Below are 23,501 nucleotides of genomic sequence, written 5' to 3'. Positions count from 1 at the left end.
GGCAGCTCTGCCGTCAGAAGTGCCACCGCCAGTGCAATGCAGCCGCAGGTGCACAGCTGGATCATGTTCAGCAGGAAGGTATCTGCGCCCTTGGCGAACTTCGCGCTCACCACCACATGGAAGGAATAGAACAGCGCTGCCACGCCCACCAGCAGGTCGCCCTGGTTGATACCGCCGAAGCTGCTGTCCAGCAAAATGACACCGAGACCGATCAGGCACAGGGCGGTTCCGGCAAAATCCTGAAGCCGCGGGAATTTCCGCCGGATCAGAATATACACAAAGGGCACAAATATAATGTAGGCCCCCACGATAAAGGAGGCACGGGAGGTAGCGGTGAACCGCACGCCCTGGGCAAAGAAAAAGTAAATCCCGTACATGATACAGCCCATGACGATCCCGTGCTTCCAGTCTGCCCGGGTTGCCGTCTTCCATTTTGGAAAACCGAGGATTGCCAGAAGCAGCCCCGCTGTCCCAAGCCGGAATACCAGCAGCCACTGGAGAGAGAAGACACCCAGATTAGAAGTTACAAATGCGTGTCCAGAGCCCCAGCTGGCAGCTGCTAGAAACAGTGCGGCAAGCCCGGAAAAATATTTTTTATCTCTTTTCATAAATCCCCTCCGTAAGTTCGATTAACTTAAGAGGCTCTGTCCCTTCTGTGCCAGATATTCCTCTGTCACCGGATCGATCACGTCTGCCTCGGTGGTCAGGAAGGTGGCTGCTACGGATGCCGCGCTCTGCAGAGCGGAACGGGTCACCTTTAACGGATCCACGATGCCGTTCTCGATCATGGGCATGTACTCGCCGGTCGCTGCATTGAAGCCAACGCCCTGGGGTTCTTCCTTGATCTTACCAACGACAACATCCCCATCGAAGCCTGCATTCTCCGCAATCTGGAATGCAGGTGCCTCCAGGGCACGCAGGATGATCTCTGCGCCGGTCTTCTGATCACCTTCCAGTGTCTGTGTGTAAGCCTTCACTGCCGGGATCACATCGCACAGAGCCGTACCGCCGCCTGCAACAATGCCTTCCTCCACAGCCGCACGGGTTGCGTTCAGCGCATCCTCGATTCGAAGCTTGTTTTCCTTCATCTCGATCTCTGTCGGTGCGCCCACACGGATAACCGCAGCGCCGCCGCCCAGCTTGCCCAGACGTTCTCTCGCCTTGTCTACATCGAACTCATTCTTTGCATTTTTCAGCATGGTATGCAGCATATCCAGACGTTCATTGATGGCTGCCTTGTCTCCGGCACCGCCCACGATCAGCGTGCGGTCTTTGCGGATGGTCACCTTCTCTGCCTGGCCCAGCATATCCAGAGTCACTTCCTTGATATCATCGCCAAGCTCCTCCTGCACATACTTACCGCCGGTCAGCAGCGCAAAGTCATCCATCATGGCTTTCTTTCTGTCGCCAAAACCGGGAGCCTTGACAGCAGCCACATCAATTACGCCTTTCAGCTTGTTCACGATCAGGGCCGTCAGTGCATCGCCCTCCACATCATCTGCAACGATGAGGAATTTCCTGCCGGTCTCAAGTACCTTCTCGAGAATCGGGAAAATATCATGCATGTTGCTAATCTTCTTATCGGTAAAAAGAATGTAAGGGTTGTCCAGTACCACTTCCTGCTTTTCCTGATCTGTTACCATATAATCAGACAGGTATCCCTTGTCAAACTGGGTACCTTCTGTAATATTCAGAACGGTCTCCATTGTCTTGGATTCTTCAATGGAAATCACGCCGTCCACGCCCACCCGGTCAACCGCCTCAGCGATCATCTCACCGGTCTTCTCATCCGCGCCGGAAATGGCAGCTACCTGTGCGATGGCTTCCCGCGTTTCTACGGCATGGGCATTTTCACGCAGCTTCTCCACTGCTGTATCCACTGCGCCGAAGATTCCCTTCCGAAGCAGGATCGGATTGGCTCCTGCAGCCGCATTTTTGATTCCCTCATTGATGATCACCTGTGCGAGAAGGGTCGCCGTTGTGGTGCCGTCACCGGCCATATCATTCGTTTTGATTGCCACTTCCTTGATGAGCTTTGCACCCAGATCTTCCGCGATATCTTTCAGCTCAATATCTCTTGCAATGCTCACGCCGTCGTTGGTAACCAGCACTTTGTTGCCAAGGCGCTGCAGCACAACATTTCTCCCCCTTGGGCCCCAGTGTAATCTTCACTGCGTCCGCCAGTTTGTCCACCCCTGCCTGTAATTTCTGTCTCGCTTCTTCGCCATAATACAGATCTCTTGCCATTTTTGTCTACCTCTTCCTGTTTTTGTTATTTTCTCCTATCATACCAGACAATTACAGTTTACCCGCGCCATTCGCAAAACCGCATTTTCAATGCTCTCCGCTGCAACGCAGCTTGTTTTGCTCATCCCATGGCGCTTCCTTCGCAGATTTATGTGTCCAGATTTTCATGCAAGCATGGAATCTGTCCACAAAAATCTTCGAGTAAACTATAACGCCAAATAGGTACACGCCTTTCGACGTATACCTAATCGGCATATATCAGGAGAATATCTTAATAACCGGCCTGATTACTCTGCAGCCTCTGCCTGGGAGCAGGTTTCTGCCGCAACTGCCCCGGCTGTCTGTGCATCTTTTGCCAGCATTTCAGCTTTCTTTTCCTCTGCCTGTAACGCAAGGTTCTCATCCAGCTCACCGGTTACCCAGTCATGCTTGAGCCACTTGAACAATCCCACCGTTACAAATGCCAATATAACGAGGAAAGGTGCTGATATAATTATAGCAATTTGTTTGATCGCTGTAAACTCTGCTCCTACCAAAATAATAGACATCGGTATTACTGCAAGTAAAATACAGAAGAACAGACGAAGTGCCATTTTCGGTGTGCCTTTCTTGGTAACAGTCTCAGCAAGAGCCAGAGATGCGGAATCCATGGACGGTGCCACGAAACCAACAACCAGTACCAGGATCAGGAACGGCAGCAAAGTCTTGCCCAGAGGCAGGAGTTCCAGCAGCTGATAGATGGCCGCATCTCCGAGTCCACTGTTTACAAGAGCAACTACGTCTGCAGAACCCTGCAGATGTTCATACATTGCAAAGCTTCCATCGATACCAAAGATGATCATGCCGCCGGCAGTCATAATGAAGATTGTGTAGATTGCCACTTCGCGGATGGTTCTTCCCTTGGAAACCTTTGCAATAAAGATACCCATCATTGCCACATAGTTCAGGTAGAACGCGATAAAGTATACCGTCCATGCCTCCGGGAAACCACTCTGTGATACAGGATCGGTAAAGAGTGCCATTCTCGGCAGCTTCTCGATCATGTGTCCCACGGAGTTGACAATGGTCTTCAGTGTGAAGGTTGTCGGTCCCATGATCAGCATGTAGAGAAGGAAGAAAATACAAACAACAGATGCAATATTACTGATTACCTGCATACCTTTTTCTGTTCCCAGATATGCGGTGAAGGAATATACGATCGCAATAAATACGATAATTCCAATCTGAACGACAGGAGTTGCCTCCCATCCGAATAACACTTTCAGTCCTCCTGCGGACAGCGGAACTGCCAGACCAAGAGAGGAGCTGAGTGCTCCAAGGATACCAAACATTACGAGGAAGTCGATGACTTTACCAAGAGCTGTTTTGGTCTTCGGTTTGATCTTCTCACCCATCATTGCGCAGCAAACTGCACTTGTCTGGAAAGAAGGAAGTTTTCTTACATATACACCGTAAGCGATCGCCACACCCATGATCGTGTACATGGACTGGTTGACAATGCCCCAGTGGAAGAACTGGTAACCAAGAGAGGATTCCATTGCCTCCAGGCTCTCCGGAACGATACCGATACCGGGAGACTGATAATAATATGCCCATTCGGTAAAGGACCAATACAGCGCTGCACTTGCCAGGGATGCCAGCAACATCATAGCAAAATAGCTGAAATTGGAATACTGCGGTTTACAGTTTCCCAGCCGCACATTGCCATATTTTCCAAAGCCAAGCACCAGTGCGCATACAAATACCACGACTGAAACCACTTCGAATGCCGGCCCAAGACCGGAAATCATCATGTTAAAGAAAGAGCTGATCCCATTCAGGGTGGATGTAGGGTTCAATACCATAAAAATAATGAACACTGCAAGCACGGCCACGCTGGCTATAATCAAACCTACCTCCACGTCAGAATGGTCTTTTTTCTTTTTGTTTTCTTCCATCCTAATTCTTGCCCCCTTATTCAGTTTTTGTCTTCTCAGGAAACTTCCAGAAGCCTCCTCATCAGATCTGTAATCGGACGACTGACCCTCTTCTCCTTGTCATACCCCACATAGACACTTTCACAGCGGAGGATCAGATCGTCCTCACCTTCCCGATAAATTTCAAATGTAATCGTGATACTTCTGTTGCCGACCTTTATGTCACTGATGCCGACTTCCAGAAGGTCTCCTTCATATGCACTTGAAACAAATTCATACGTTGATTTCTTATGGCATACCTCTGAACCGTACTGCTCTGCAAGCACCCGGTACGGGTATCCCTTTGACCGGAAAAATTCTTCGAAAGCCAAATCTGTGTACACCACATAATTCCCATTGTAAACAATTCCCTGTTGATCCACTTCCCCATAACGGACACGTACAGGGCAGAAGAAAATACACTCACTTCTCATAATTACTATTTTCTCCGTTTCTCTCTGTTTGCTCTGATCTTCTTCAGTCTTCGAAGCGCTGGTCCGGAATTCAAAGAACGTTTTCTTACCCGGTGTTTCAGTGCACCGACGGCACATACATCCACGCAGTATCCGCAGTTAATGCAGATCTTATACGCATCACGCATGGCCATCGGATACCCGTCTTCTCCGATTCCGATGACTCTCATCGGGCAGATTTCCGAACAGTTATTGCACTTGACACACTTTTCTATATCAGCAGAAATTAATTGCACTATTACAAGTCCTTTCAAACAGCCTGGTGCACAGCGCCGCTTCCGATCAGGCTGTCAATCTCGCTCTGGCTGTAGCCGAGCCCACCAAGAATTTCCAGAGTATGAGCACCCGGATGTCCTGCTGCAGGCGCATTCGGATCCACCGGTGTTTTGCTGAACAGAATCGGTGTATTGGTAACTGTATATTCACCCACGCCCGGCTGATCAACCTGCAAGATCACCTTCAGATCCCTGGTCTGCGGATTGCTGTCAAACTCAGCCAGCGACTGTACTGCAGCTGCCGGCACACCAACGCCACGCAGTCTCTTTTCCAGTTCATACCGTTCCATCGCAGCTGTTGTTTTCTCCAGTTCCTCAATCAGCTCTTCTCTGTGTGCGACACGAAGCACATTGTCCGCAAATCTCTGGTCTACCAGAAGATCGCTTCTTCCAAGCGCAAGGCAGAGTGCTTCCCATTCCGGCTCTCTTGTGATCGCAAGAACCACGTTTCCATCCAGTGCCTTAAACTCGCCGTAAGGTGCATACCATGCATGGTGATTGCCGGTTCTCGGTGTGAATTCTCCTGTAACGGAATGCTCCAGTACCGGTGCTTCACACATATAGAATGCACAGTCAAGCATGGCAATATCCACACGGAGACCTTTTCCTGTTTTCTGTTTGTACAGAAGGGCCATGGAAAGTCCCCTGAAAAGCTGCAGTCCTGCCCATGTATCGCACATGGAAAATCCAGGTTTGATCGGTGCATCTGCTGCCTGCCCGGACTGTGCCACCAGTCCGCTTCGCGCTGCCGCGATGATATCCATACAGGGCAGGTGTGACAAAGGACCATAGGTTCCGAAACCGGAAATGGACCCGTAGATCAGTCCCGGATTCACTTTGATCATCTCGTCATAACCGATGCCCAGCTTTTCAAGCGTCCCTGCCTTGAAGTTTTCTACTACAACGTCAACTTTCGATACAAGATCCAGGACAACTTTTTTGCCTTCTTCTGAACGCATATCGATGGCGATACCCTTTTTACCTCTGTTATACTGGCAGAAATACAAACTGATATCATTTACATAAGGACCATACTCGCGCGAGATATCTCCTGCGCCCGGCCGCTCTACTTTAATCACTTCCGCGCCCATGTCCGCAAGCATCATGCCACAGAACGGCGCAGATAATACCTGGGAAAAATCAAGAACTTTAATTCCCTCAAGAGGTCTTTTTCTTCATATCCTGCTCTCCTTCTTTAAATGATGCCTTTATCTCTGAGTGTCCGAAGCTCGGCATCGTCCATTGCCAGAGCCTTGTAAATCTGTTCATTATGTTCACCGACAGCAGGTGCCTTCACCAGAGGTTCTTCCTCAACGCCACAGAATTTCACCGGTTTTCCGGGCATCTCCAGCTGTCCAAGAGCATCGTCTTCCAGGGAAACTACCATGTTTCTCACCAGCAGCTGCGGTTCCTGCAGCGCCTCTTTGGTGGTACTGCACATGGTTCCCGGAATCAGTGCTTCATCACAGATAGCTGCAATCTCCTGCATCGTATATTTGGAAAACAGATCTTCTAATTTATCTCTGAGGTCACCAAAGTAATGGTATCCTCTGACCAGATTAGAACAATATTTTTCTTCCACATCCCATTCCGGCACGTTAAATGCTTTACAGAACTTTGTCCACTGTGCATCGGAAGAGATTCCCATAGCCACATATCCATTGCTGCACTTTAAGATGTCATATGGATTGATCAGCGGATGAGCATTTCCGGTTCTCATCGGATCCTCATGCTCTGCTCCGTAGGTAATTACCTTATCTTCGGAAACAGCAATCGCAGATCCGCATAAGGTCGTCTCTACAATCTGCCCTTCCCCTGTTTTTTTGGCATAAAAAATCGCTATGCAAACAGCAGACGCAAGGAAGCTGGCCGCATAACGTTCAGACATAGAAAATCCAATTCTTGTAGGCGGATTTTCGGGAAATCCTGTAAAATGCATTACAGCGCTCTTCGCCTGAGCAATTAAATCGTTCTGTGGTGTACTGGTTTCTTTTCCGACAGAACCATACGCAGAAGTTCGTCCATAGACAAGGGATGGCTTAATTGCTGATAATTCTTCATATCCCAGGCCGAGGTCTTCCATTGTACCGGGAGGAAAGTTCTCAATAACCGCATCGGCCGTAGCCACGAGCTTTTTGAAAATTTCCTTTCCCTCCGGCTTCTCGAGATCAAGCGTAATACTCTTCTTTCCGCGATCCCGGAATGTATGGTGAGGACTGGCACCATCTTTCAATGGTGCCAGTTCTCTGAGCGGATCCCCGGTACCCGGGGCCTCCACCTTAATGACCTCTGCTCCGTAATCAGCCAGTTCCATCCCGCAGTAGCCGGAAAGTGTTGTTAAATCAAGAACTCGAATTCCTTCTAATGGCAACATACTAATCCTCCTGTTACTGTGAGAGTCAAGCTCCACGGTATTTTGTCATTTTTGCCGCTACTTATTTCTCGTAATCCCAACCTGTGTAAAGCTCGGTACCACGTTTCTTGATCATGCCGCCGATAACGTTTCTCTGAATCTCGGATGTTCCCTCCCAGATACGGTCAACTCTCTGGTCTCTCCACAGACGCTCAACCGGATTCTCTCTCATGTATCCACGTCCGCCAAGGATCTGAACGCCCTTATCAGTTACTCTGTTAACCATCTCGGAGCACCACAGCTTGATAGCCGATGCTCTTGCATGTTTCAGCTTACGATCCATATCGCCGGAGATCTCCCAGCATACTCTGTACAGTAAGCTCTTAGCTGCCATGATATCCATGGTCATATCAACCAGCATATGCTCGATTACCTGGTAATCTCTGATTACATGGCCACCCTGTACACGCTCAGCTGCCCACTCATTAGCAACCTTCAGTACACGCTCAGCTCCGCCTACGCAACGAGCTGCGATACCAAGTCTAGCCTCAACGAACCAGTCTTTGGTCATTGTGAAGCCTTCGCCGATTCCCTTCAGGATCTTGGACTCATCAACTACAACGTCCTCAAACAGGAACTCAGGATGTTTGAATGCGAAGTGATGTGTGAACTCAGGTGTACGCTTAACGCTAACGCCCGGTGCATCCTTCTCTACGAAGAATACGGTAGCCTTGTTCGGATCTCCGTCAAGGTGTGTATGTACAAGAATGAAGTCAGCGATGTTACCAACTGTAACGTACCATTTCTCACCGTTGATCTTGTAACCGCCATCGCATTTTACGGATGTGGTCTGGCACTCTGTCGGGTCAGAACCTGCATCAGCCTCTGTGATTGCATAAGCATCACGGCGTTTGCACTGACAGGAAGGAATCAGATACTCGTCGATCTGCTCCTGGGTACCGAATTTCATCGGGAAAGACGGCTGCGGAACTGCATCCCAGATAGCGCCGGTAACCATACCGAACTGCTCGGAAGCCAGTGCCTGCTCAAATAATGTGAAGCCTGCTCCACCATGCTCTTTGGTGTGGTTGGTTGCATTGAATCCCCAGGACATAACCTGCTCAGTAATTGCTTTGTGAGACTCCGGAGTCAGACCGTTGTTCTCTTCACATTCCATTTCGTAAGGGAATAATACCTGCTCGGTAAACTCTCTTGCTTTCTCTGATAATGCGCGATGCTCTTTGCTTAACTTAAAATCCATAGTAAAACGCTCCCTTTCTTTGAGATATTTTTTGTTTTTCGATCGCCTCATCTTCGACCTGTTTTCATTATACAAAAATCTGCGTAAAAAGCAAGCTTTTTTTTATGCAATATAACCATAGTTTGGCGCAGGATTTGTGCATTTTTAACAATTAGATTTCTTCTTACGTTTTTTAAATTGGCTTTTATGCCATATATGCTATTTCCCATTTTTACCGGTTGTCAAAGACGCATAAACACGCAAAAGTCAGTTTTTCATACCATGTCTTGTTTTTATGCATATGCCCGTTTCCCTGAATTTTTCTGACTTGGTATTTTTCTTTTTTTGCCATATATTGATGCTTATTTTTCCTCCTTTTCCAGAAAAAAAGTTATTGATTTTTGGCACTTTTACCATGTTTTGGGTATCTGAAATTGTATGTGAACGTAAGAAAAAAGAGACATTTCAGACCCGTATCAGCCGAATAGTCTCTTTTGTTTAAATATTATGTTCTTTTCTTCGGTATAAACTGAATATAAAGTTCCATATCCAGTCCTTCTGCGATCCGCTTCAGAATCGCTATGGAAGGGTTTCTCGTTCCCTTCTCCAGCTTACTGACATCTGCCTGGTTGATCCCTGTACGTTCTGCCAGTTCCTTCTGCGTCATATTCCGGTAAACCCGTGCCGTACTGATGGCTTCGGAAAGATCCGCCCCCGGATGCTCATAGGCAACTTCCTGGGAAATCTCGTTTCCGTTATCCTGCTCCTCATGCCCGGGCTTTTCCCGGTCATCCTGTTCCTTCTTGCCATCCCAGACACCATTTTCATTGACATACCAGCCGCCAATCCATGTATCGGACACCATCCGTCCCTGGGTGGATGGGCCCGAACGGTCAAAATACCGCCATTCCCCGTTGACCCGCGCCCATCCGGTCTTCATGCCATTGTTCCGGTCCATATAAAACCAGCCCTGTCTGGCCTGATCGTAGATCAGCCCTGTCTTCAGGTTGCCGTCTGCCCCGAAGCACCACCAGGCTCCGTGAATCAGTTCCCAGCGGGGAAGCTCGGTTCTCTCTCCTGTCATGGGATCCGTGATCACCGTACCGCAGACCTGCGTCCCATCGTTCCGGCGGAACCGCCAGTTGCCATCCGGATCCTCTCCCGATTGTCCCGCCTCCGCCGGCAATTCTCTGCGGATCTTCCGGATACCGTCGGTCGCATCCTCCAGTGATTCTCCCCACATCCGGATCTCCTTCAGCGCAGGAATCAGCCGCTTGCCATTTTTCGTTGCGGAATATTCCACCCGGGGAGGCACCTCATTATACTGCACCCGGGAAACAAGACCGTCTGCTTCCAGTTCTTTCAATGTACTTGTCAGCATCATGTTCGTGATGTCCAAAGCCTTGCGCAGTTCACTGTACCGCATGGACTTCTGTTTACACAAAACATACATGACAGGTATCTTCCACTTTCCCTCGATTGCCCGCAATGCGTTGCCAATTGGGTCGTCCTTGATCTGACAACCATCTCTTCTCTCCATATAACAAACCCTCCATCATCCAAGCTGTCTGCCTGTGTCCCCATACAACTTCCTTCTACAACAACATTTTCGATGATAGTTTGATTATAGCAAAAATCGAACACGCCGTCAAACGCGGCCTGTTTCCCATAATTCCCGCATTTTTCGACATCCGCAGCATTTTTTCCCGCATTGTATGTAAAAAAATGCAAAATACTTTACAACAAACGGTTTTTCCCGATAATATCCTGAATTGAGCGCACGCCCACCAGTTCGATGCCTTTCACTTCCTTCAGCTGCTCCATGCACACCTGGGGAACGATGCACCGGGTAAATCCCAACTTCTTCGCCTCCTGTACCCGGGCCAGCGCCATGTTCACCGCCCGGACCTCGCCGCTTAATCCCACTTCTCCGAACACTACCGTCTTCTCGTCAATGGGTCGATCCTGAAAGCTGGACACGATGGCCAGGACGATGGCCAGATCCACGGCAGGCTCGTTCATTTTCACGCCTCCTGCGATGTTGATGTAGGCATCACAGGCCGAAAGCGCCAGCCCCGCCCGTTTCTCCAGCACCGCCATCAGCAGATTCACCCGGTTAAAATCGGTGCCCGCCGCCGTTCTTCTGGGAATATTGAAAAAGGTCTGGCAGACCAGCGCCTGGATCTCCAGCAGGATCGGTCTTGTACCCTCCATGGAGCAGGCCACCACCGAGCCAGACGCGCCCTCCGGCTTGCCCGACAACATATATTCCGAAGGATTTTCCACCTCCGCCAGACCGCTGCCCTGCATTTCAAAGACGCCGATCTCATTGGTGGAGCCGAAACGGTTCTTTACCGCCCGTAAAATCCGGTAGGAGGCATGGCGGTCGCCCTCGAAATAGAGCACAGTGTCCACCATATGTTCCAGCACCCGGGGGCCTGCTACCACGCCCTCTTTCGTCACATGGCCCACAATGAACACGGCAATGCCCAGCCCCTTGGCGATGCGCAGCAGGATGCCCGTGGATTCCCGCACCTGGGATACGCTGCCCGGCGCCGAGCTCACCGTCTCCCGGAACATGGTCTGGATGGAGTCGATGATAACGATCTGGGGATTTTCCCTGCGGATCACCTGCTCCACCGTGTCCAGATTCGTTTCACATAATAAAGAAAGGCTGTCGCCGAACTTACCGATCCGGTCTGCCCGCATGCGGATCTGCTTTAACGATTCCTCACCGGAAATATAGAGGATCTTTCCTTCTTTATGAGAAAGATTGCAGCACACCTGCAAAAGCAGGGTGGATTTGCCGATGCCCGGGTCGCCGCCCACCAGTACAAGGGAGCCCGGCACGATGCCGCCGCCCAGCACCCGGTCCAGCTCCTTCATACCGGTGCTGATCCGGTCTTCCTCCCGGATCTCAATATCCTCCAGCTTCACCGGACGGGCTTTCGGGTCTGCACTGCCATAGCTGCCTCCCGGCAGTTCCGGTGCCTTCTCCTCCACAAAAGTATTCCATTCCCTGCACCCCGGGCACTGGCCCATCCATTTGGACGATTCATACCCGCAGTTCTGACAAAAATAAACACTTGCTCTGCTTTTCGCCATAATTTCTCCTTTAATTGAAAAGAAGGACGAACCCTTGTCTGATCCGCCCTTCCTCATACTTTTCATCAATTTCTATTCTTAGAAATATCTCGCCTGCTGTTTATACCCGGACAACCTTCACGTCCACCCGGGATGTGCTGGACAATTCCACGCCAACGCTGAGCTTGCCGCCCAGGTTCGTGCTCATCTTGCCTGCACTCTCACCGGCCACAAATACCTCGTATTCGGTATCTGCCTCCAGACCTAAGGTAATCTGTGCATCCTCCCAGCTCTCTACGATAAACTCCACACCGGCCTCGGTCTCCGTGAAATTCTCCACAGTCGTTCCCGGCACGGACTCATATACAAATAATCCATTTCTCTCCAGCTTGGTCATCTCGCGGAAAGTCTTGATCTTATACAAATCTCCCTCGTACTCATAATTGCCGAGCTTTGCTTTCTCCGCCAGTTCATAGTTGCCAAAGCTGATCGTGCCGTTGTTCTCTGTGCGGATAAGTTCCTTAATTACTGACATTTCGTCAATCCTCCCATTTCTGCCTATGGTTGTTTTTTTTCTTTATTATACCATAAATTCGTCAGGAATCCACAAAAATCATCAGGGCTGGACATAAAATTTCACAGCACCTTTGGCCATGCCTGCTGCCACAGTATCCCCGCCTTTGACACGCCCGGCCAGGATTTCTTCTGCCAGCGGATCCTCGATCCGGTTCTGGATGGCCCGCCGCAGCGGTCTTGCCCCGTATTTTTCATCGAAGCCCTTGTCCGCGATCTCGTTTTTCACAGAATCCCGGATGAGCAGCGTGATGTTCATCTGCTCCTGGCAGCGTTTCGTCAGCTCGGTGAGCATGAGCCCGGCGATCTTGCGCACGTTGTCCCGGTTCAGCGGATGGAATACCATGATCTCGTCGATCCGGTTCAGGAACTCCGGTTTGAACATGCGGCGCACCTCTTCCATGACGCGGCCCTTCATCTTCTCGTAGTCCTTCTTCTCATCGGACTGGGACATGAAGCCCAGATTCTTCGGCGCCATGATCTCCTGGGCGCCCACGTTGGACGTCATGATGATGACCGTATTCTTAAAGCTGACCTGCCGTCCCTGAGAGTCGGTGATATGGCCGTCATCCAGTACCTGCAGTAAGATGTTGAACACATCCGGGTGGGCTTTCTCGATCTCGTCAAACAGAATGACAGAATAGGGATTGCGGCGCACCTTCTCGGACAACTGACCGCCCTCCTCATGGCCCACGTAGCCCGGAGGAGAACCGATGAGCTTGGACACACTGTGTTTCTCCATATACTCCGACATATCAACCCGGATCATGGCCTGCTCTCTTCCAAACAGCACCTCTGCCAGTGCTTTGGACAGTTCGGTCTTGCCCACGCCGGTAGGCCCCAGGAATAAGAAGGAACCGATGGGCCGGTTGGGGTCTTTTAAGCCTACCCGGCCCCGCTTTACCGCCCGGGCCAGGGCACTGACTGCTTCCTCCTGTCCGATGACCCGCTTGTGCAGGGCACTTTCCAGACGGCGCAGCTTCTCCCCTTCCCGTTCAGACAGACGCTGGGCCGGGATCTTCGTCCACTCGGAAACCACAGCTGCGATCTCATTCTCATCCACGATCCGCTCTTTCTTCCGGCTGTCTCTGGCATACCGGCGTTCCAGCTTCTCTTTCTTCGCTTCCAGCTCCTGCTGCTCCCGGCGCAGTTCCCCGGCCTGTGCAAAGTCTTCCGCGATGATGGCCTGCTCCTTGGCTTCTCTGGCATCTTTGATCTGCTGCTCTATTTTTTTCAGGCTGTCCGGTCTGGAAAAACCGTACAGGCACACCTTGGAAGCCGCCTCGTCCATCAGGTCGATGGCCTTGTCCGGCAGGAACCGGTCATTGATATACCGGCCGGAAAGGCGCACAGCTGCCTCCACCGCACCATCCGTGATCTTCACGTGATGGTGCGCCTCATAACGGCTCCGCAGCCCCTTCAGGATCAGGATGGCCTGGGCCTCGGAGGGCTCTTCCACATTCACCGGCTGGAACCTGCGCTCCAGGGCTGCATCTTTTTCAATATATTTCCGGTATTCCTCCACCGTCGTCGCACCGATGAGCTGCAATTCTCCCCGGGCCAGAGACGGTTTTAAGATATTCGAGGCATCAATGGCACCCTCGGCACCGCCGGCGCCGATGAGGGTGTGGATCTCGTCGATAAACAGCAATACATTGCCCGCAGCAGTGACCTCGGAAATGATATTCTTGATCCGTTCCTCAAACTCACCCCGGTATTTGCTGCCCGCCACCACGCCGGACAGATCCAGGCTGACGAGCCGTTTGTCCCGCACGCTGTCCGGGATATCGCCGGATACGATCCTGGCAGCCAGTCCTTCCACGATGGCCGTCTTGCCCACGCCAGGCTCTCCGATGAGACAGGGGTTGTTCTTCGTCCGGCGGCTCAAGATCTGTACCACCCGCTGGATCTCATTCTCTCTCCCGATGACCGGGTCAAGCTTCCCGTCCCGGGCCAGTTCCGTGATATCCCTGCTGTAAGCATCCAGGGTGGGTGTGGCAGTGGCACCGCCTGCAGCGGCATCCCGCAAAAACTTGCCGCCCCGCAGATCTTCTCTGGTGACCCGCACCTCCTGCCCCATGGCCGTCAGCAGGTCAATGTACATTTTCTGGGCATCGATGCCTGCGGTATTCAGCAGTCTGGCCGCCACGCTGTCCTGTTCCTTCAGGATGGCCAGCAGCAGATGCTCCGTGCCAATCTGGGCAGAAGACAGCGCCTGTGCTTCCTGCGCCGCCCGTTCCAGCACCCGACGTGCCCGGGGCGTATATCCATCCGGGTCCATCACCGCCTGCGTCGCCTCCGGCGCGATGAGCTGGCTGATCAGCTCCCGGATCTTCTCCTCATAGACGCCGTATCCGTCCAGGATCGTTCCCGCCATGCTGTCGGTCTCCCGCAGCAGTCCCAACAGGATATGCTCCGATCCTATGTAGCTGTGATGGAGCTTTTTTTGCAACTTTTCCTGCATATTTTAATGCATTTGCAGCTTTTGATGTATATAAATCCATCTGGTCTGATCCTCCTGCTTATTCATACTCCATATAAATATCATCAATGAGCTGATGTACCTCTTCTTTGGTAATGTTGTGGCAGCGGCCTCTGGCCAGCACGATCCGCAGATCCTGCTCCAGCTCCACCAGCGCCTCCAGCTTATGTACATCCAGCGAGATGACAGCGCCCTTGCGGCGGTCAAGCTTGATGAAGCCTTCCTGCTTCAGCAGCGTATACGCCTTATTCACGGTATGCATGTTGATGCCCACCGTATCCGCCAGCTGGCGCACAGAAGGGAGGGATTCCCCCTCCTGAATCTGGGAAGTCGCGATCCCCACGATAATCTGATTCCGCAGCTGCATATACAGCGCTTCGTCACTGTTAAAGTCAATCTTAATAACCATATCATCACTTCCATCTTTTGTTATACACAGGATAGCACAAATCGCACGTACTGACAAGCCCAAACCTGTACTTCTCCTTTATTCCCCCCAGCTTCCTGCCACATCCATTGTCCACACCTGCCATAGTTCTACTGTTCTCACATTCATTCCCAATCCAAACATTGCCTTATTTGTGGTACAACCAATTTCCCATAAAATTAAGAAACGGAGACAGTCTCCCATCTCCGTTTCTCTTTCTTTATAAGAATTCATGAAAATCCGTTTTCAGAATGCCTCCCGCTTACGCAGGACACACTGCTTTCCCGTCAGACGCACGTTTTACAGATCGTCATCGTCCAGGTCGATGAACTCCAGATCAAAGTCGTCATCCGCGCCATAGACCGGCTCCGGTGCCCGGGAGCTGCGCTTGGCTGCAACGGTCTTCTCGGCGTAATCCGCAGCTCTGGACTGCTTATTCGCCTTTTCCTCTCTGGATGTCTGACGCTCTCTTGCGCGAGCTGCCTGCCGGGAACGGGACCAGCTCATCTTTTCCTCTTCTTCGTCGTCCTCGTCGTCCTCGTCATCCTCGTCGTCTTCGTCTTCATCCTCATCATCTTCATCGTCGTCATCACGGCGGCGGCCAAAGAAAAATCCGCGGCGTCTCGGTCTTACTTCTTCCTCATCGTCCTCGTCATCATCTTCGTCTTCGTCCTCGTCGTAATCGTCCTCGTCATCTTCCTCTTCGTCTTCATCCTCATCATCTTCATCGTCATCATCACGGCGGCGGCCAAAGAAAAATCCGCGGCGTCTCGGTCTTACTTCTTCCTCATCGTCCTCGTCATCATCTTCGTCTTCGTCCTCGTCGTCTTCATCCTCATCGTCTTCATCATCACGATGGCGGCCAAAGAAAAATCCGCGGCGTCTCGGTCTTACTTCTTCCTCGTCATCCTCATCCTCTTCTTCGTCGTCCTCTTCATAATCGTAATCATCCTCTTCCTCATCATCTTCATAGCTGTGGGAAGCAGTTTCCTCAAAGGATGTCACCGGAATCCGGTCGTTGTTGAACTCTTCAATATCTTCCGGGGTAATATCAATATCCTGGCTCTCTGCAGCGGTCTGCTGTACACCTGCGGCATCCATATCCGCCTGCGCTGCAGGCTGTCCATAGACAACCGTCTCTGTCTGGGCATAACCGCCACGCGCTGTCGCAGCCTCGGGCTGCTGGCCGTAAGCGGCATTTTCTGCAGGCTTCCGGGTATTTTCTGCAGCAGCCGGATTCTGCTGTCCGGATACGGTTCTGGCGAGAATGTCGTCGTCATCTTCCTCATCCTCGTCGTCTTCGTCGCGTTTTCTGCCAAACAGCTTCCGGCCGCGGCCTTTTTCTTTCTTCTCCTCCCGGCTCACAGCGATCTCGTCGTCCTCATCGTCCTCGTCGTCATCCACATCTGCGGACAGTCTGCGGGCTTTCAGTGCCATATGAATGGAAACAAACAGCAGCAGCACGCAAACAACGATAAGCACACAGATGATGGTGAAGCGCTTGGACATATCATCGGTGTATTTCTGCTTGAGCTCCTTTACCTGAGACTCCAGCAGCTTCGTGTTCTCCTCTGTGGAAAGGTACTGGTCATCCACGATCTCCAGGCCGGTGAGAATATTTCTCTGGTAAGTGCCGTCCTTGGCATAGTAGGAGTACAGCCCCTTGTCGCCGTCCTGGTTGATACCGAATACATAATAGAAGTTATGGTTTTCTCCGGTCAGGTCTTCCTCGGCGGACAGGGTCAGCTGCCATGCCTGTACCTTCTTGCCGTCGATCTCCAGTGTGGTCTCCTCGTAGCCGAAATCCATCTGGCCGGCACCGAAGGTATCCAGCATATACAGGTATTTGCCCTGCATGGTCTGCAGTTTGATGCAGTAGGAGAAGCCCTGAGCCTCTGCGTCATACACATACCAGTCAGAGGTGGTCTGGTCATCATAGCTGGTCAGATACACGAGATAAAGCTCGATATCATAAGACTTCACCACCTGGATCTGGTTGTTCCGGTAGTCTACCTCCGTGCGGTAGAAGCCGTCCGGGATCATATCATCGGTAAAGCTCTGATTGATATAAAAATGTGCCTGGTCAACGTCCAGATAGCAGGACAGGCCGTCGTCCAGCCCCTCAATGGGTGTCAGACCGTCGGGATTCTTATCGCCGTTGGTGACAGAAGTAGTCGTCTCCGCCTGTGTGCCATCTGCTCCGTCGGTACCATCTGCAGGCACCTCCTGCCCGTCACCGCCATTGGTATCCCCGGCAATATCCACATAATCTGAACGGATATAGCCGATCCGCTCCGTGCCGTTGTCGTTGTAGGATACCTTCAGCCACGTATTGCCGTCGCTGCCGGTCTCCTCTCCCAGAACGGACACCTCCATGCCCGTCTCAGACTTCTTCATCACGTTATCTGAGCTGCTGGAATCCGATGTGGACCGGATATTCACTCCTGTATCATTGATCGTTCCGCTGCTGGGATATGCCAGACTGACAAATCCCGTCTGAAGAGTCATCACGCCCGCCGTCAGCACTGCACAGGCTGCGCAGAGCACTCTCTTCCATGCTGTATTCTTTCTCACCTTGTACTCGGCTCCTTCCATTTACATTCCTTCATTTTTCTTTCTCATTTGCTTTTGTGTCTTCTTATTTCTAAGTCGTCTTTATTTCTTTCTCACTAATTGTCTATTATAGTGAGTTTTACGGGGCGCTGTCAACCAAAAGCACCGTTTTAAGAAAAATATAAGGAATATAGTTCACTCGTAGATTCATGTATCCAGACTTCATGCTCGCATGAAAGGCTGGATACAGAAATCTACGAAGGGAGCGCCAGTTTATGAGCAAAAATGAGCTGCAACGCAGCGGAGAGCATCGAAGATGCGGTTTTGCGAATGGCGCGTGTGAACTATCATAAAATATGAAAAGGGGAAGAGCCCGCGCTCTTCCCCTTTCGTATCCCGTAATGGTCTGTTTTTAAACCTCTGTTACCTTTACATTCATATATTTTGCCACCATCTGCAGAAGTGCAACGTAGTCGCCCTCTTTGATGATGATGTGATGATGCAGGCCGGAACGGATCATGCTGTCAACGATCTCGCTCGGTGCAGCCTTCTCATCTTTGAGTTTTACAACCAGCTTGGAACCAGCCTCTACCCACTCGTCATGACTTACCGGAAGGGTGGATCCCTTAGCAGCGAAGAGCTGGTAGTTGCCTGCGAAGCCCTGCATATCGCAGTAGGTTACTTTATCCATAGCCTTCATCGGCACACCGATAAATGCGCCCATATCGCCGGATGCGTTTACTGCAACCTTGTCAAGGCTCTCTGCCAGAGACGGAGCGGTGCTGCCCTCGTGGCAGATGGTTACATAGCCAGCCTTGTCGTCGAAGGCGCCGATCTCACCCAGTGCGCAAGCGCCGCCGTTTGCAGCCATGTTGAGCATCTGCTGTACTACTACGTGAGCGATATCACCCTCGGTATCGCAGATGATGCCCTGCTCGCACAGCCAGGAAGCTGTCTGGTTCATCAGTCCGCTGTATGCCGGATAGCACTCAGCTGCCACAGCATCCAGATGCATAGCGTCTACCAGGGACTTGGTAGCCATGTACATCTTGGTCATCCAGAGCAGGCACTCTTCGCTGACATTGACCTGCTTACCGGTGATGGCTTTCAGCTCTTTCTCGAATACTTCCTTTGCATCTGCATCGGGAATATTTCTTGCAGCATCCTCTACGTCGTCGATTCTTGTATGGATGATGGTGGAGCCGAATTTCTCGGAGAACTCCCACTCCTCTGTGGTCATATCCTGCGGGCCAGCTGCACGCCATGTCTGACGGGGTCCCATCAGGCAGATACGCATGGATTTTACTTTCTTTACGATCTGTGCTGCCTCTGCTGCCATTTTCACCTTTGCGATCAGGGCTGCATCGTCTGCCAGGCCGTATACATACTCAAAATGGATGCCCTCAGCCTTTAATACGCCGCCTGCCTCCTGTACACAGCCGATGGAGAAGGTCTCCGGATACGGAACTGCCCAGAACAGAACGGGAACTTTCAGCTCGTTGATGAACAGGTAAGGCATATCATCGGTAGCCCATGTCACAAACATGATCGCAACGGACTCGATGCCGGCTTCCTTGAACTGATCACACACATCCATAGCGTCTACCGGATCCCAAACGGAACGGTTTGCTACTACTACATCAATACCTGCAGCTTCCATTGCCTTTGCTGCTGAAGAAATTAACTCATCATGTCTCTGTCCGCCGCTCTCGAAGTGGCTGCACAGTCCTACAAGACCCATTTTCGGTTTTGCCATTGTCATATCCTCCTGTTTTTATACTTTTATTTTACTCATTGTCCTTCGCATCCTCATCGAACAGCTCGGTGAGAGAATTGAAGAGCATCTTGAATTTCAGATACTGTCTGTCATATACATGACGGTTGTCCGGATTCGGAACAAAGCTCTTTCTGATCTTTACCATAGAATCTACGGCAGATGTGATATCGTCGAAGATTCCGGCAGCCTTTCCGGCCAGGATCGCAGCGCCCAGGCATGCGGTATCCTGAGAGGAATAAGTCACGTTCAGTGTCTTTCCTGTGATGTCTGCTTTGATCTGATTCCATGTATCGGACTTGGAACCGCCGCCCATGGTACGGATCTCCTTCACTTCCAGTCCCATTGCCTCGATGGCTTCCAGGTTCCGGCAGATCAGGTAGCCAAGGCTCTCCATGATCGCACGGGCAAAGTGCGGTTTTTTATGCTGAAGGGTCATTCCATAGAAAACGCCCTTTGCATTCAAGTTTACATCAGGTGCCAGAGATCCCTGCAGATGCGGCAGCATGATGAGGCCGTCTGCGCCTGCGGGTGTGCGGTCTACTTCTTTGTTCAGCAGATCGTAAGCGTCAATATCCGTCAACTCCTGCATGCTGATCTCATCCTGGCAGAACACATCCCTGAACCAGCGCAGGCACATGCCGCCGGTGGTGAAGGTATGCATCATGTAGGTGTCCGGTGTTGCAAAATAGTGCACCGGCATCTGTCGGTTGGGATCGTAGGTGAGCTTCTTCGTCGGCACACAGATGGCCAGCGCAGAACCGATATTTTCAGAGAAAATACCCGGACGGATGTTTCCGACACCGATGGCTCCTGCTGCCTGATCCAGGCAGCCTGTGGTGATCACGGCATCCTTTGCAATGCCCAGTGCCTCTGCCATCTCGGGCAGTACGGTACCGATGGCTTCGCCGGATTCACGCACTTCCGGAAGATATTCTTCCTTGATTCCAATATATTCCAGCATCTCCGGCCAGTATTTCTTGGTCCGGATATCCCAGTACTCCGTAGAGGTCAGAAGGGAACCTTCTGCCACGAACTTTCCGGTCAGCAGATAAATCACATAGTCTTCCAGAAGAAGGAAATGTCTCGTCTTCTCGAAAATGTCCGGGCGGTTCTGCTTGTACCAGAGCAGCTTGGCTGCCGGCCAGTTTGCCTCGAAGCTTACCTGTCCCGTAATCTGATAGCAAAGCTCATCTCCGAATTTTGCTCTGAGTTCCTCTGCCTGCTTGCCTCCTCTGTTGTCCATCCATACGACTGCGTTGTCCAGCGGTTTGCCAGCCTCGTCCAGCAACATCAGTGTCTCTCCCTGTACGGAGAAGCCCACAACAGAGATCTCTGTCGTGTCTACGCCCTTGTCGCGCAGCTTCTGCATGCTTTCCTTGATCGTATCCATGTAAACCTCACAGGGAACCTCGACAAAATTTGCCTGAGGTGTGAGCAGGGAATACTCGATCACCGCATCCGCCTGTTTGGTACCGGAATGGTCATAAACAGCGGCTTTCAGGGAAGTTGTCCCCAGATCAATTCCTAATATGTATTTACCCATGGTTTCCCTCCTGCTCTCCAAATGGATTAGTTGTTGTATACGCCGCGGATCACTGCGGTATCCAGAACCTTACCGCGGATCTCTTTTAAGAATTCGTTATAGTAATAGCCATCCTTTAAGTCCAGCACCTCGCTCAGCGCGAACAGCTGCAGCTCATACTCGTGCGGACGATCCTCCGGAGCCGGGCCGCCGAAACGGTTGCATACCGGATTGTCCAGTCCCAGCTGGAATGCCCAGGTATTCTTGCCCTGGATAAAGGATTTGTCATTTCTGGAAGCATCCTCAGCCAGTCCGTTTGCGGATGCCGGGATGTTTGCTGCCAGCCAGTGGAGCCAGATAAAGCCCTCGCCGATGACGTTGTCATAATCAATGAATACCAGTGCGTAGGATTTGGTTCCTTCCGGCGCACCTTCCCAGCTGATGGGGAAGGACAGCTGCGGGATGCCCTCCTGCACGTCAGAAGATTCCTTGCCGTATTTTCCGGCGATCGCGCCGTTTACAAATGCATCGGATTTTAAAATTAAGCCCATCTTTTCGTCTCCTTTGCGTATGCGATTATTTGTTGATGTAGTCAACAACCTTGTCGATCTGCTCAGCGAATGTGCCGTCGAACTTGTTCTCGAAGAATGCGCCGCCGATGGTGAATGCCCACGGGTTAGCTGCCTTTACCTCGTCAAGTCTCTGGTAGCTGTTTACGCTGCCTGCCAGAACAACCGGAGCGGGAGTCTCAGCAACAAAACGACGGTTCAGCTCTACAGCATCGCCTACATAACGATATCCAAGAAGGTCGAAACCTGCAACGCCCTTAGCCAGGCACTGTTTGCCCTGCTCGATGATCTCTTCCATGGTTCCCTTCAGAACGGAAGGTCTGCCCTCGATGGTTCCTACGAAAGGAAGGTACTTCATGCCGTTCTCTTTGCAGTAGTCGTTGATGGAATCAAAGTACAGGGTTCCCAGCAGGTAATCTACGCCACAAGCAACACCCATCTTGGCACCTTCCATGCACTCTTCCTCTGTGTATGCAACAACCTCAAGGAATGTGGTCTTGCCGCACTGCTTCATGTAGCTGTAAAGCTCTTTCATCTCGTCAAGCGGAATACCTACTTCTTTGAAGCCCCAGAAGTTTGCTTTGGAGTTCTTGCACTCCTCAAATACTTCCTTTGCATTTTTCACTGTTACATCATTATGTGTCAGCATGACAATTAATTCAGGTCTGTTTTCCATTTTTGCTCTCTCCTTCTCTTTAAAGCATGTTTGCATATTTTCGGATATTCTCATATCCCGTTGATATTACTTTACCTTTTTCTGTCATGGAAGTACATTAGCTAACTTGGCTGACACATTGCATTTCTTTGCATGAATGTTTTCTGTAAAAAAAAAAAAAGGATTCCCCGCGGCAATATCTGTCCTCTGACACTGCCTGATGGGAAATCCTTTTTCCAAAAAATCGTTACCTATTATAAATAGCTGTCGCTTATCTGATATAGCTGGTCTTGATCTTTGCCTCTTTCTCCGGTTTTGCAACGCCTGCATCTGCGCCTGCCTTGAGACATTTGAGCATAAATGCCATGTTTCTTCCAAGGGTGCGCATGATCTGTAAGCCTTCCTCGTCCTTCTCTACCTCTGCTGCCTCATGGCCGTGTACCATGTTGCAATAGTTGGCAGAAACGATGGGCATCTCAGACATCAGGAAGTACTTGTTCATGACTTCAAGTGTTGCTGTCGTTCCTCCTCTTCTTGCAGAAGCAACACAGGCTGCGGGTTTGAAGCGGAAATTGCCGCCTGCCATAAAGATTCTGTCCATGAGAGAGATCAGGGCGCCGTTGGGAGATGCAAAGTAAACCGGAGAGCCGACGATGAGGCCGTCCGCAGTCTCCATCTTGTCCAGCACCTCATTGACCGGATCGTTGTTAAATACGCAGCGTCCGTTGTTCTTGGAACATCCGCCGCAGCCAATACATCCGCCGATGGGCTTCTTTCCAATATGAAGGATCTCAGACTCCACGCCTTCTTTTTCCAGTGTGTCAGCCACTTCCTTCAGTGCTCTCCATGTACATCCCTTTTCATTCGGGCTTCCGTTAATCAGCAATACTTTCATCTTTTCTTACTCCTTCCTATATTATGATAGGACGAACTTTCCTATCATATAAAAACCGGGATCGAATCAGACCCTGCCGGATCAGTCGGTTCTCGGTGCGCAGCTCCATGTGATGACTGCCGGCTCTGTGCCGATGTTGGTCAGCTCATGAGGCTCTCCCTCATATACGAGAATGATATCCTGCTCATGCAGCTCATAGTATTCATCGGTTGCCGTGTTGTGCATGAGCACGGTGCCGCGGCTGACGAAAAATACTTCATGGCCGTTGGGATGTCCCGGGTCAATGCCGCCGGTCTGTCCCGGCTGCAGGGTAGAGGAACCAAAGGTAATCTTCGGTGTCACCACATATTCTCTGCATACCTCAGGGCCGTCCAGGAACACTCTGCTGTCCAGTTTTCTGATTACTTTCATAAATGAACCC

At 51.0% G+C, this 23,501-nt stretch carries 18 protein-coding genes and 2 pseudogenes (1 of these 20 cut by a window edge); all 20 read right to left on the bottom strand.

Annotation, left to right across the window (positions count from 1 at the left end):
* Positions 1-608, bottom strand: partial view of a DMT family transporter gene (locus RJD28_05215; protein ID WNV58910.1) — the 5' portion only. Its footprint begins 292 nt before the window's first position; only the first 608 of its 900 coding nucleotides appear in the window; it begins with the start codon at positions 606-608; its stop codon lies beyond the left edge, outside the window.
* 21 nt (positions 609-629) lie between these two features.
* Positions 630-2,247: pseudogene (gene groL, locus RJD28_05210) on the bottom strand (chaperonin GroEL).
* 287 nt (positions 2,248-2,534) lie between these two features.
* Complete coding sequence (locus RJD28_05205) at positions 2,535-4,184, bottom strand: BCCT family transporter (GenBank protein ID WNV58909.1); 1,650 nt, start codon at positions 4,182-4,184, stop codon at positions 2,535-2,537.
* 35 nt (positions 4,185-4,219) lie between these two features.
* On the bottom strand, positions 4,220-4,636 hold the full coding sequence (locus RJD28_05200) for a thioesterase family protein (protein ID WNV58908.1): 417 nt from the start codon (positions 4,634-4,636) through the stop codon (positions 4,220-4,222).
* A 5-nt stretch (positions 4,637-4,641) separates the two neighbouring features.
* On the bottom strand, positions 4,642-4,845 hold the full coding sequence (locus tag RJD28_05195) for a hypothetical protein (protein WNV58907.1): 204 nt from the start codon (positions 4,843-4,845) through the stop codon (positions 4,642-4,644).
* A gap of 80 nt (positions 4,846-4,925) precedes the next feature.
* Positions 4,926-6,053: a CaiB/BaiF CoA-transferase family protein gene (locus RJD28_05190; protein WNV59566.1), complete on the bottom strand. Its 1,128-nt coding sequence runs from the start codon at positions 6,051-6,053 to the stop codon at positions 4,926-4,928.
* A 92-nt stretch (positions 6,054-6,145) separates the two neighbouring features.
* Positions 6,146-7,324, bottom strand: a complete 1,179-nt coding sequence (locus tag RJD28_05185; GenBank protein ID WNV58906.1) for a CoA transferase — start codon at positions 7,322-7,324, stop codon at positions 6,146-6,148.
* 61 nt (positions 7,325-7,385) lie between these two features.
* On the bottom strand, positions 7,386-8,564 hold the full coding sequence (locus tag RJD28_05180) for an acyl-CoA dehydrogenase family protein (protein WNV58905.1): 1,179 nt from the start codon (positions 8,562-8,564) through the stop codon (positions 7,386-7,388).
* Positions 8,565-9,048: 484 nt separating this feature from the next.
* Positions 9,049-10,083 (bottom strand): winged helix-turn-helix transcriptional regulator, encoded by a 1,035-nt coding sequence (locus RJD28_05175; protein ID WNV58904.1) that lies wholly within the window; start codon positions 10,081-10,083, stop codon positions 9,049-9,051.
* A 197-nt stretch (positions 10,084-10,280) separates the two neighbouring features.
* On the bottom strand, positions 10,281-11,648 hold the full coding sequence (gene radA / locus RJD28_05170) for a DNA repair protein RadA (protein ID WNV58903.1): 1,368 nt from the start codon (positions 11,646-11,648) through the stop codon (positions 10,281-10,283).
* A gap of 100 nt (positions 11,649-11,748) precedes the next feature.
* Positions 11,749-12,162: an endosialidase gene (locus RJD28_05165; GenBank protein ID WNV58902.1), complete on the bottom strand. Its 414-nt coding sequence runs from the start codon at positions 12,160-12,162 to the stop codon at positions 11,749-11,751.
* 81 nt (positions 12,163-12,243) lie between these two features.
* Positions 12,244-14,704, bottom strand: a pseudogene (locus tag RJD28_05160) (ATP-dependent Clp protease ATP-binding subunit).
* Between the two features lie 18 nt (positions 14,705-14,722).
* Positions 14,723-15,091 (bottom strand): GntR family transcriptional regulator, encoded by a 369-nt coding sequence (locus RJD28_05155; GenBank protein ID WNV58901.1) that lies wholly within the window; start codon positions 15,089-15,091, stop codon positions 14,723-14,725.
* Between the two features lie 318 nt (positions 15,092-15,409).
* On the bottom strand, positions 15,410-17,683 hold the full coding sequence (locus RJD28_05150) for an SH3 domain-containing protein (GenBank protein ID WNV58900.1): 2,274 nt from the start codon (positions 17,681-17,683) through the stop codon (positions 15,410-15,412).
* Between the two features lie 391 nt (positions 17,684-18,074).
* Positions 18,075-19,418 (bottom strand): hypothetical protein, encoded by a 1,344-nt coding sequence (locus RJD28_05145; protein WNV58899.1) that lies wholly within the window; start codon positions 19,416-19,418, stop codon positions 18,075-18,077.
* A 31-nt stretch (positions 19,419-19,449) separates the two neighbouring features.
* Entirely contained in the window at positions 19,450-20,982 is a 1,533-nt protein-coding gene (locus RJD28_05140; GenBank protein ID WNV58898.1) for an FGGY family carbohydrate kinase, read from the bottom strand.
* Positions 20,983-21,008: 26 nt separating this feature from the next.
* Positions 21,009-21,512 (bottom strand): YbhB/YbcL family Raf kinase inhibitor-like protein, encoded by a 504-nt coding sequence (locus RJD28_05135; GenBank protein WNV58897.1) that lies wholly within the window; start codon positions 21,510-21,512, stop codon positions 21,009-21,011.
* A 25-nt stretch (positions 21,513-21,537) separates the two neighbouring features.
* The gene (locus tag RJD28_05130; protein ID WNV58896.1) at positions 21,538-22,206 is read right to left on the bottom strand and encodes a hypothetical protein; all 669 of its coding nucleotides are present in this window, start codon (positions 22,204-22,206) and stop codon (positions 21,538-21,540) included.
* Between the two features lie 250 nt (positions 22,207-22,456).
* A complete protein-coding gene (locus tag RJD28_05125) occupies positions 22,457-23,080 on the bottom strand; it encodes a flavodoxin family protein (protein ID WNV58895.1) in 624 nt (207 codons plus the stop codon).
* A gap of 81 nt (positions 23,081-23,161) precedes the next feature.
* On the bottom strand, positions 23,162-23,491 hold the full coding sequence (locus RJD28_05120) for a cupin domain-containing protein (protein WNV58894.1): 330 nt from the start codon (positions 23,489-23,491) through the stop codon (positions 23,162-23,164).
* Positions 23,492-23,501: the final 10 nt, after the last annotated feature.

This window comes from Oscillospiraceae bacterium NTUH-002-81 (assembly GCA_032620915.1).
GTDB lineage: Bacteria > Bacillota > Clostridia > Lachnospirales > Lachnospiraceae > JAGTTR01.
The sequence above is the reverse complement of the archived record's forward strand: the minus strand, read 5'-3'. Positions and strand labels throughout refer to the sequence as shown.

Coding starts and splice junctions, on each gene's coding strand:
- RJD28_05135 (WNV58897.1), bottom strand. CDS start 21,512: ATGGGCTTAATTTTAAAATCCGATGCATTTGTAAACGGCGCGATCGCC.
- RJD28_05175 (WNV58904.1), bottom strand. CDS start 10,083: ATGGAGAGAAGAGATGGTTGTCAGATCAAGGACGACCCAATTGGCAAC.
- RJD28_05140 (WNV58898.1), bottom strand. CDS start 20,982: ATGGGTAAATACATATTAGGAATTGATCTGGGGACAACTTCCCTGAAA.
- RJD28_05205 (WNV58909.1), bottom strand. CDS start 4,184: ATGGAAGAAAACAAAAAGAAAAAAGACCATTCTGACGTGGAGGTAGGT.
- radA (WNV58903.1), bottom strand. CDS start 11,648: ATGGCGAAAAGCAGAGCAAGTGTTTATTTTTGTCAGAACTGCGGGTAT.
- RJD28_05195 (WNV58907.1), bottom strand. CDS start 4,845: ATGAGAGTCATCGGAATCGGAGAAGACGGGTATCCGATGGCCATGCGT.
- RJD28_05200 (WNV58908.1), bottom strand. CDS start 4,636: ATGAGAAGTGAGTGTATTTTCTTCTGCCCTGTACGTGTCCGTTATGGG.
- RJD28_05180 (WNV58905.1), bottom strand. CDS start 8,564: ATGGATTTTAAGTTAAGCAAAGAGCATCGCGCATTATCAGAGAAAGCA.
- RJD28_05155 (WNV58901.1), bottom strand. CDS start 15,091: ATGGTTATTAAGATTGACTTTAACAGTGACGAAGCGCTGTATATGCAG.
- RJD28_05145 (WNV58899.1), bottom strand. CDS start 19,418: ATGGCAAAACCGAAAATGGGTCTTGTAGGACTGTGCAGCCACTTCGAG.
- RJD28_05165 (WNV58902.1), bottom strand. CDS start 12,162: ATGTCAGTAATTAAGGAACTTATCCGCACAGAGAACAACGGCACGATC.
- RJD28_05185 (WNV58906.1), bottom strand. CDS start 7,324: ATGTTGCCATTAGAAGGAATTCGAGTTCTTGATTTAACAACACTTTCC.
- RJD28_05130 (WNV58896.1), bottom strand. CDS start 22,206: ATGGAAAACAGACCTGAATTAATTGTCATGCTGACACATAATGATGTA.
- RJD28_05125 (WNV58895.1), bottom strand. CDS start 23,080: ATGAAAGTATTGCTGATTAACGGAAGCCCGAATGAAAAGGGATGTACA.
- RJD28_05190 (WNV59566.1), bottom strand. CDS start 6,053: ATGCTTGCGGACATGGGCGCGGAAGTGATTAAAGTAGAGCGGCCGGGC.
- RJD28_05120 (WNV58894.1), bottom strand. CDS start 23,491: ATGAAAGTAATCAGAAAACTGGACAGCAGAGTGTTCCTGGACGGCCCT.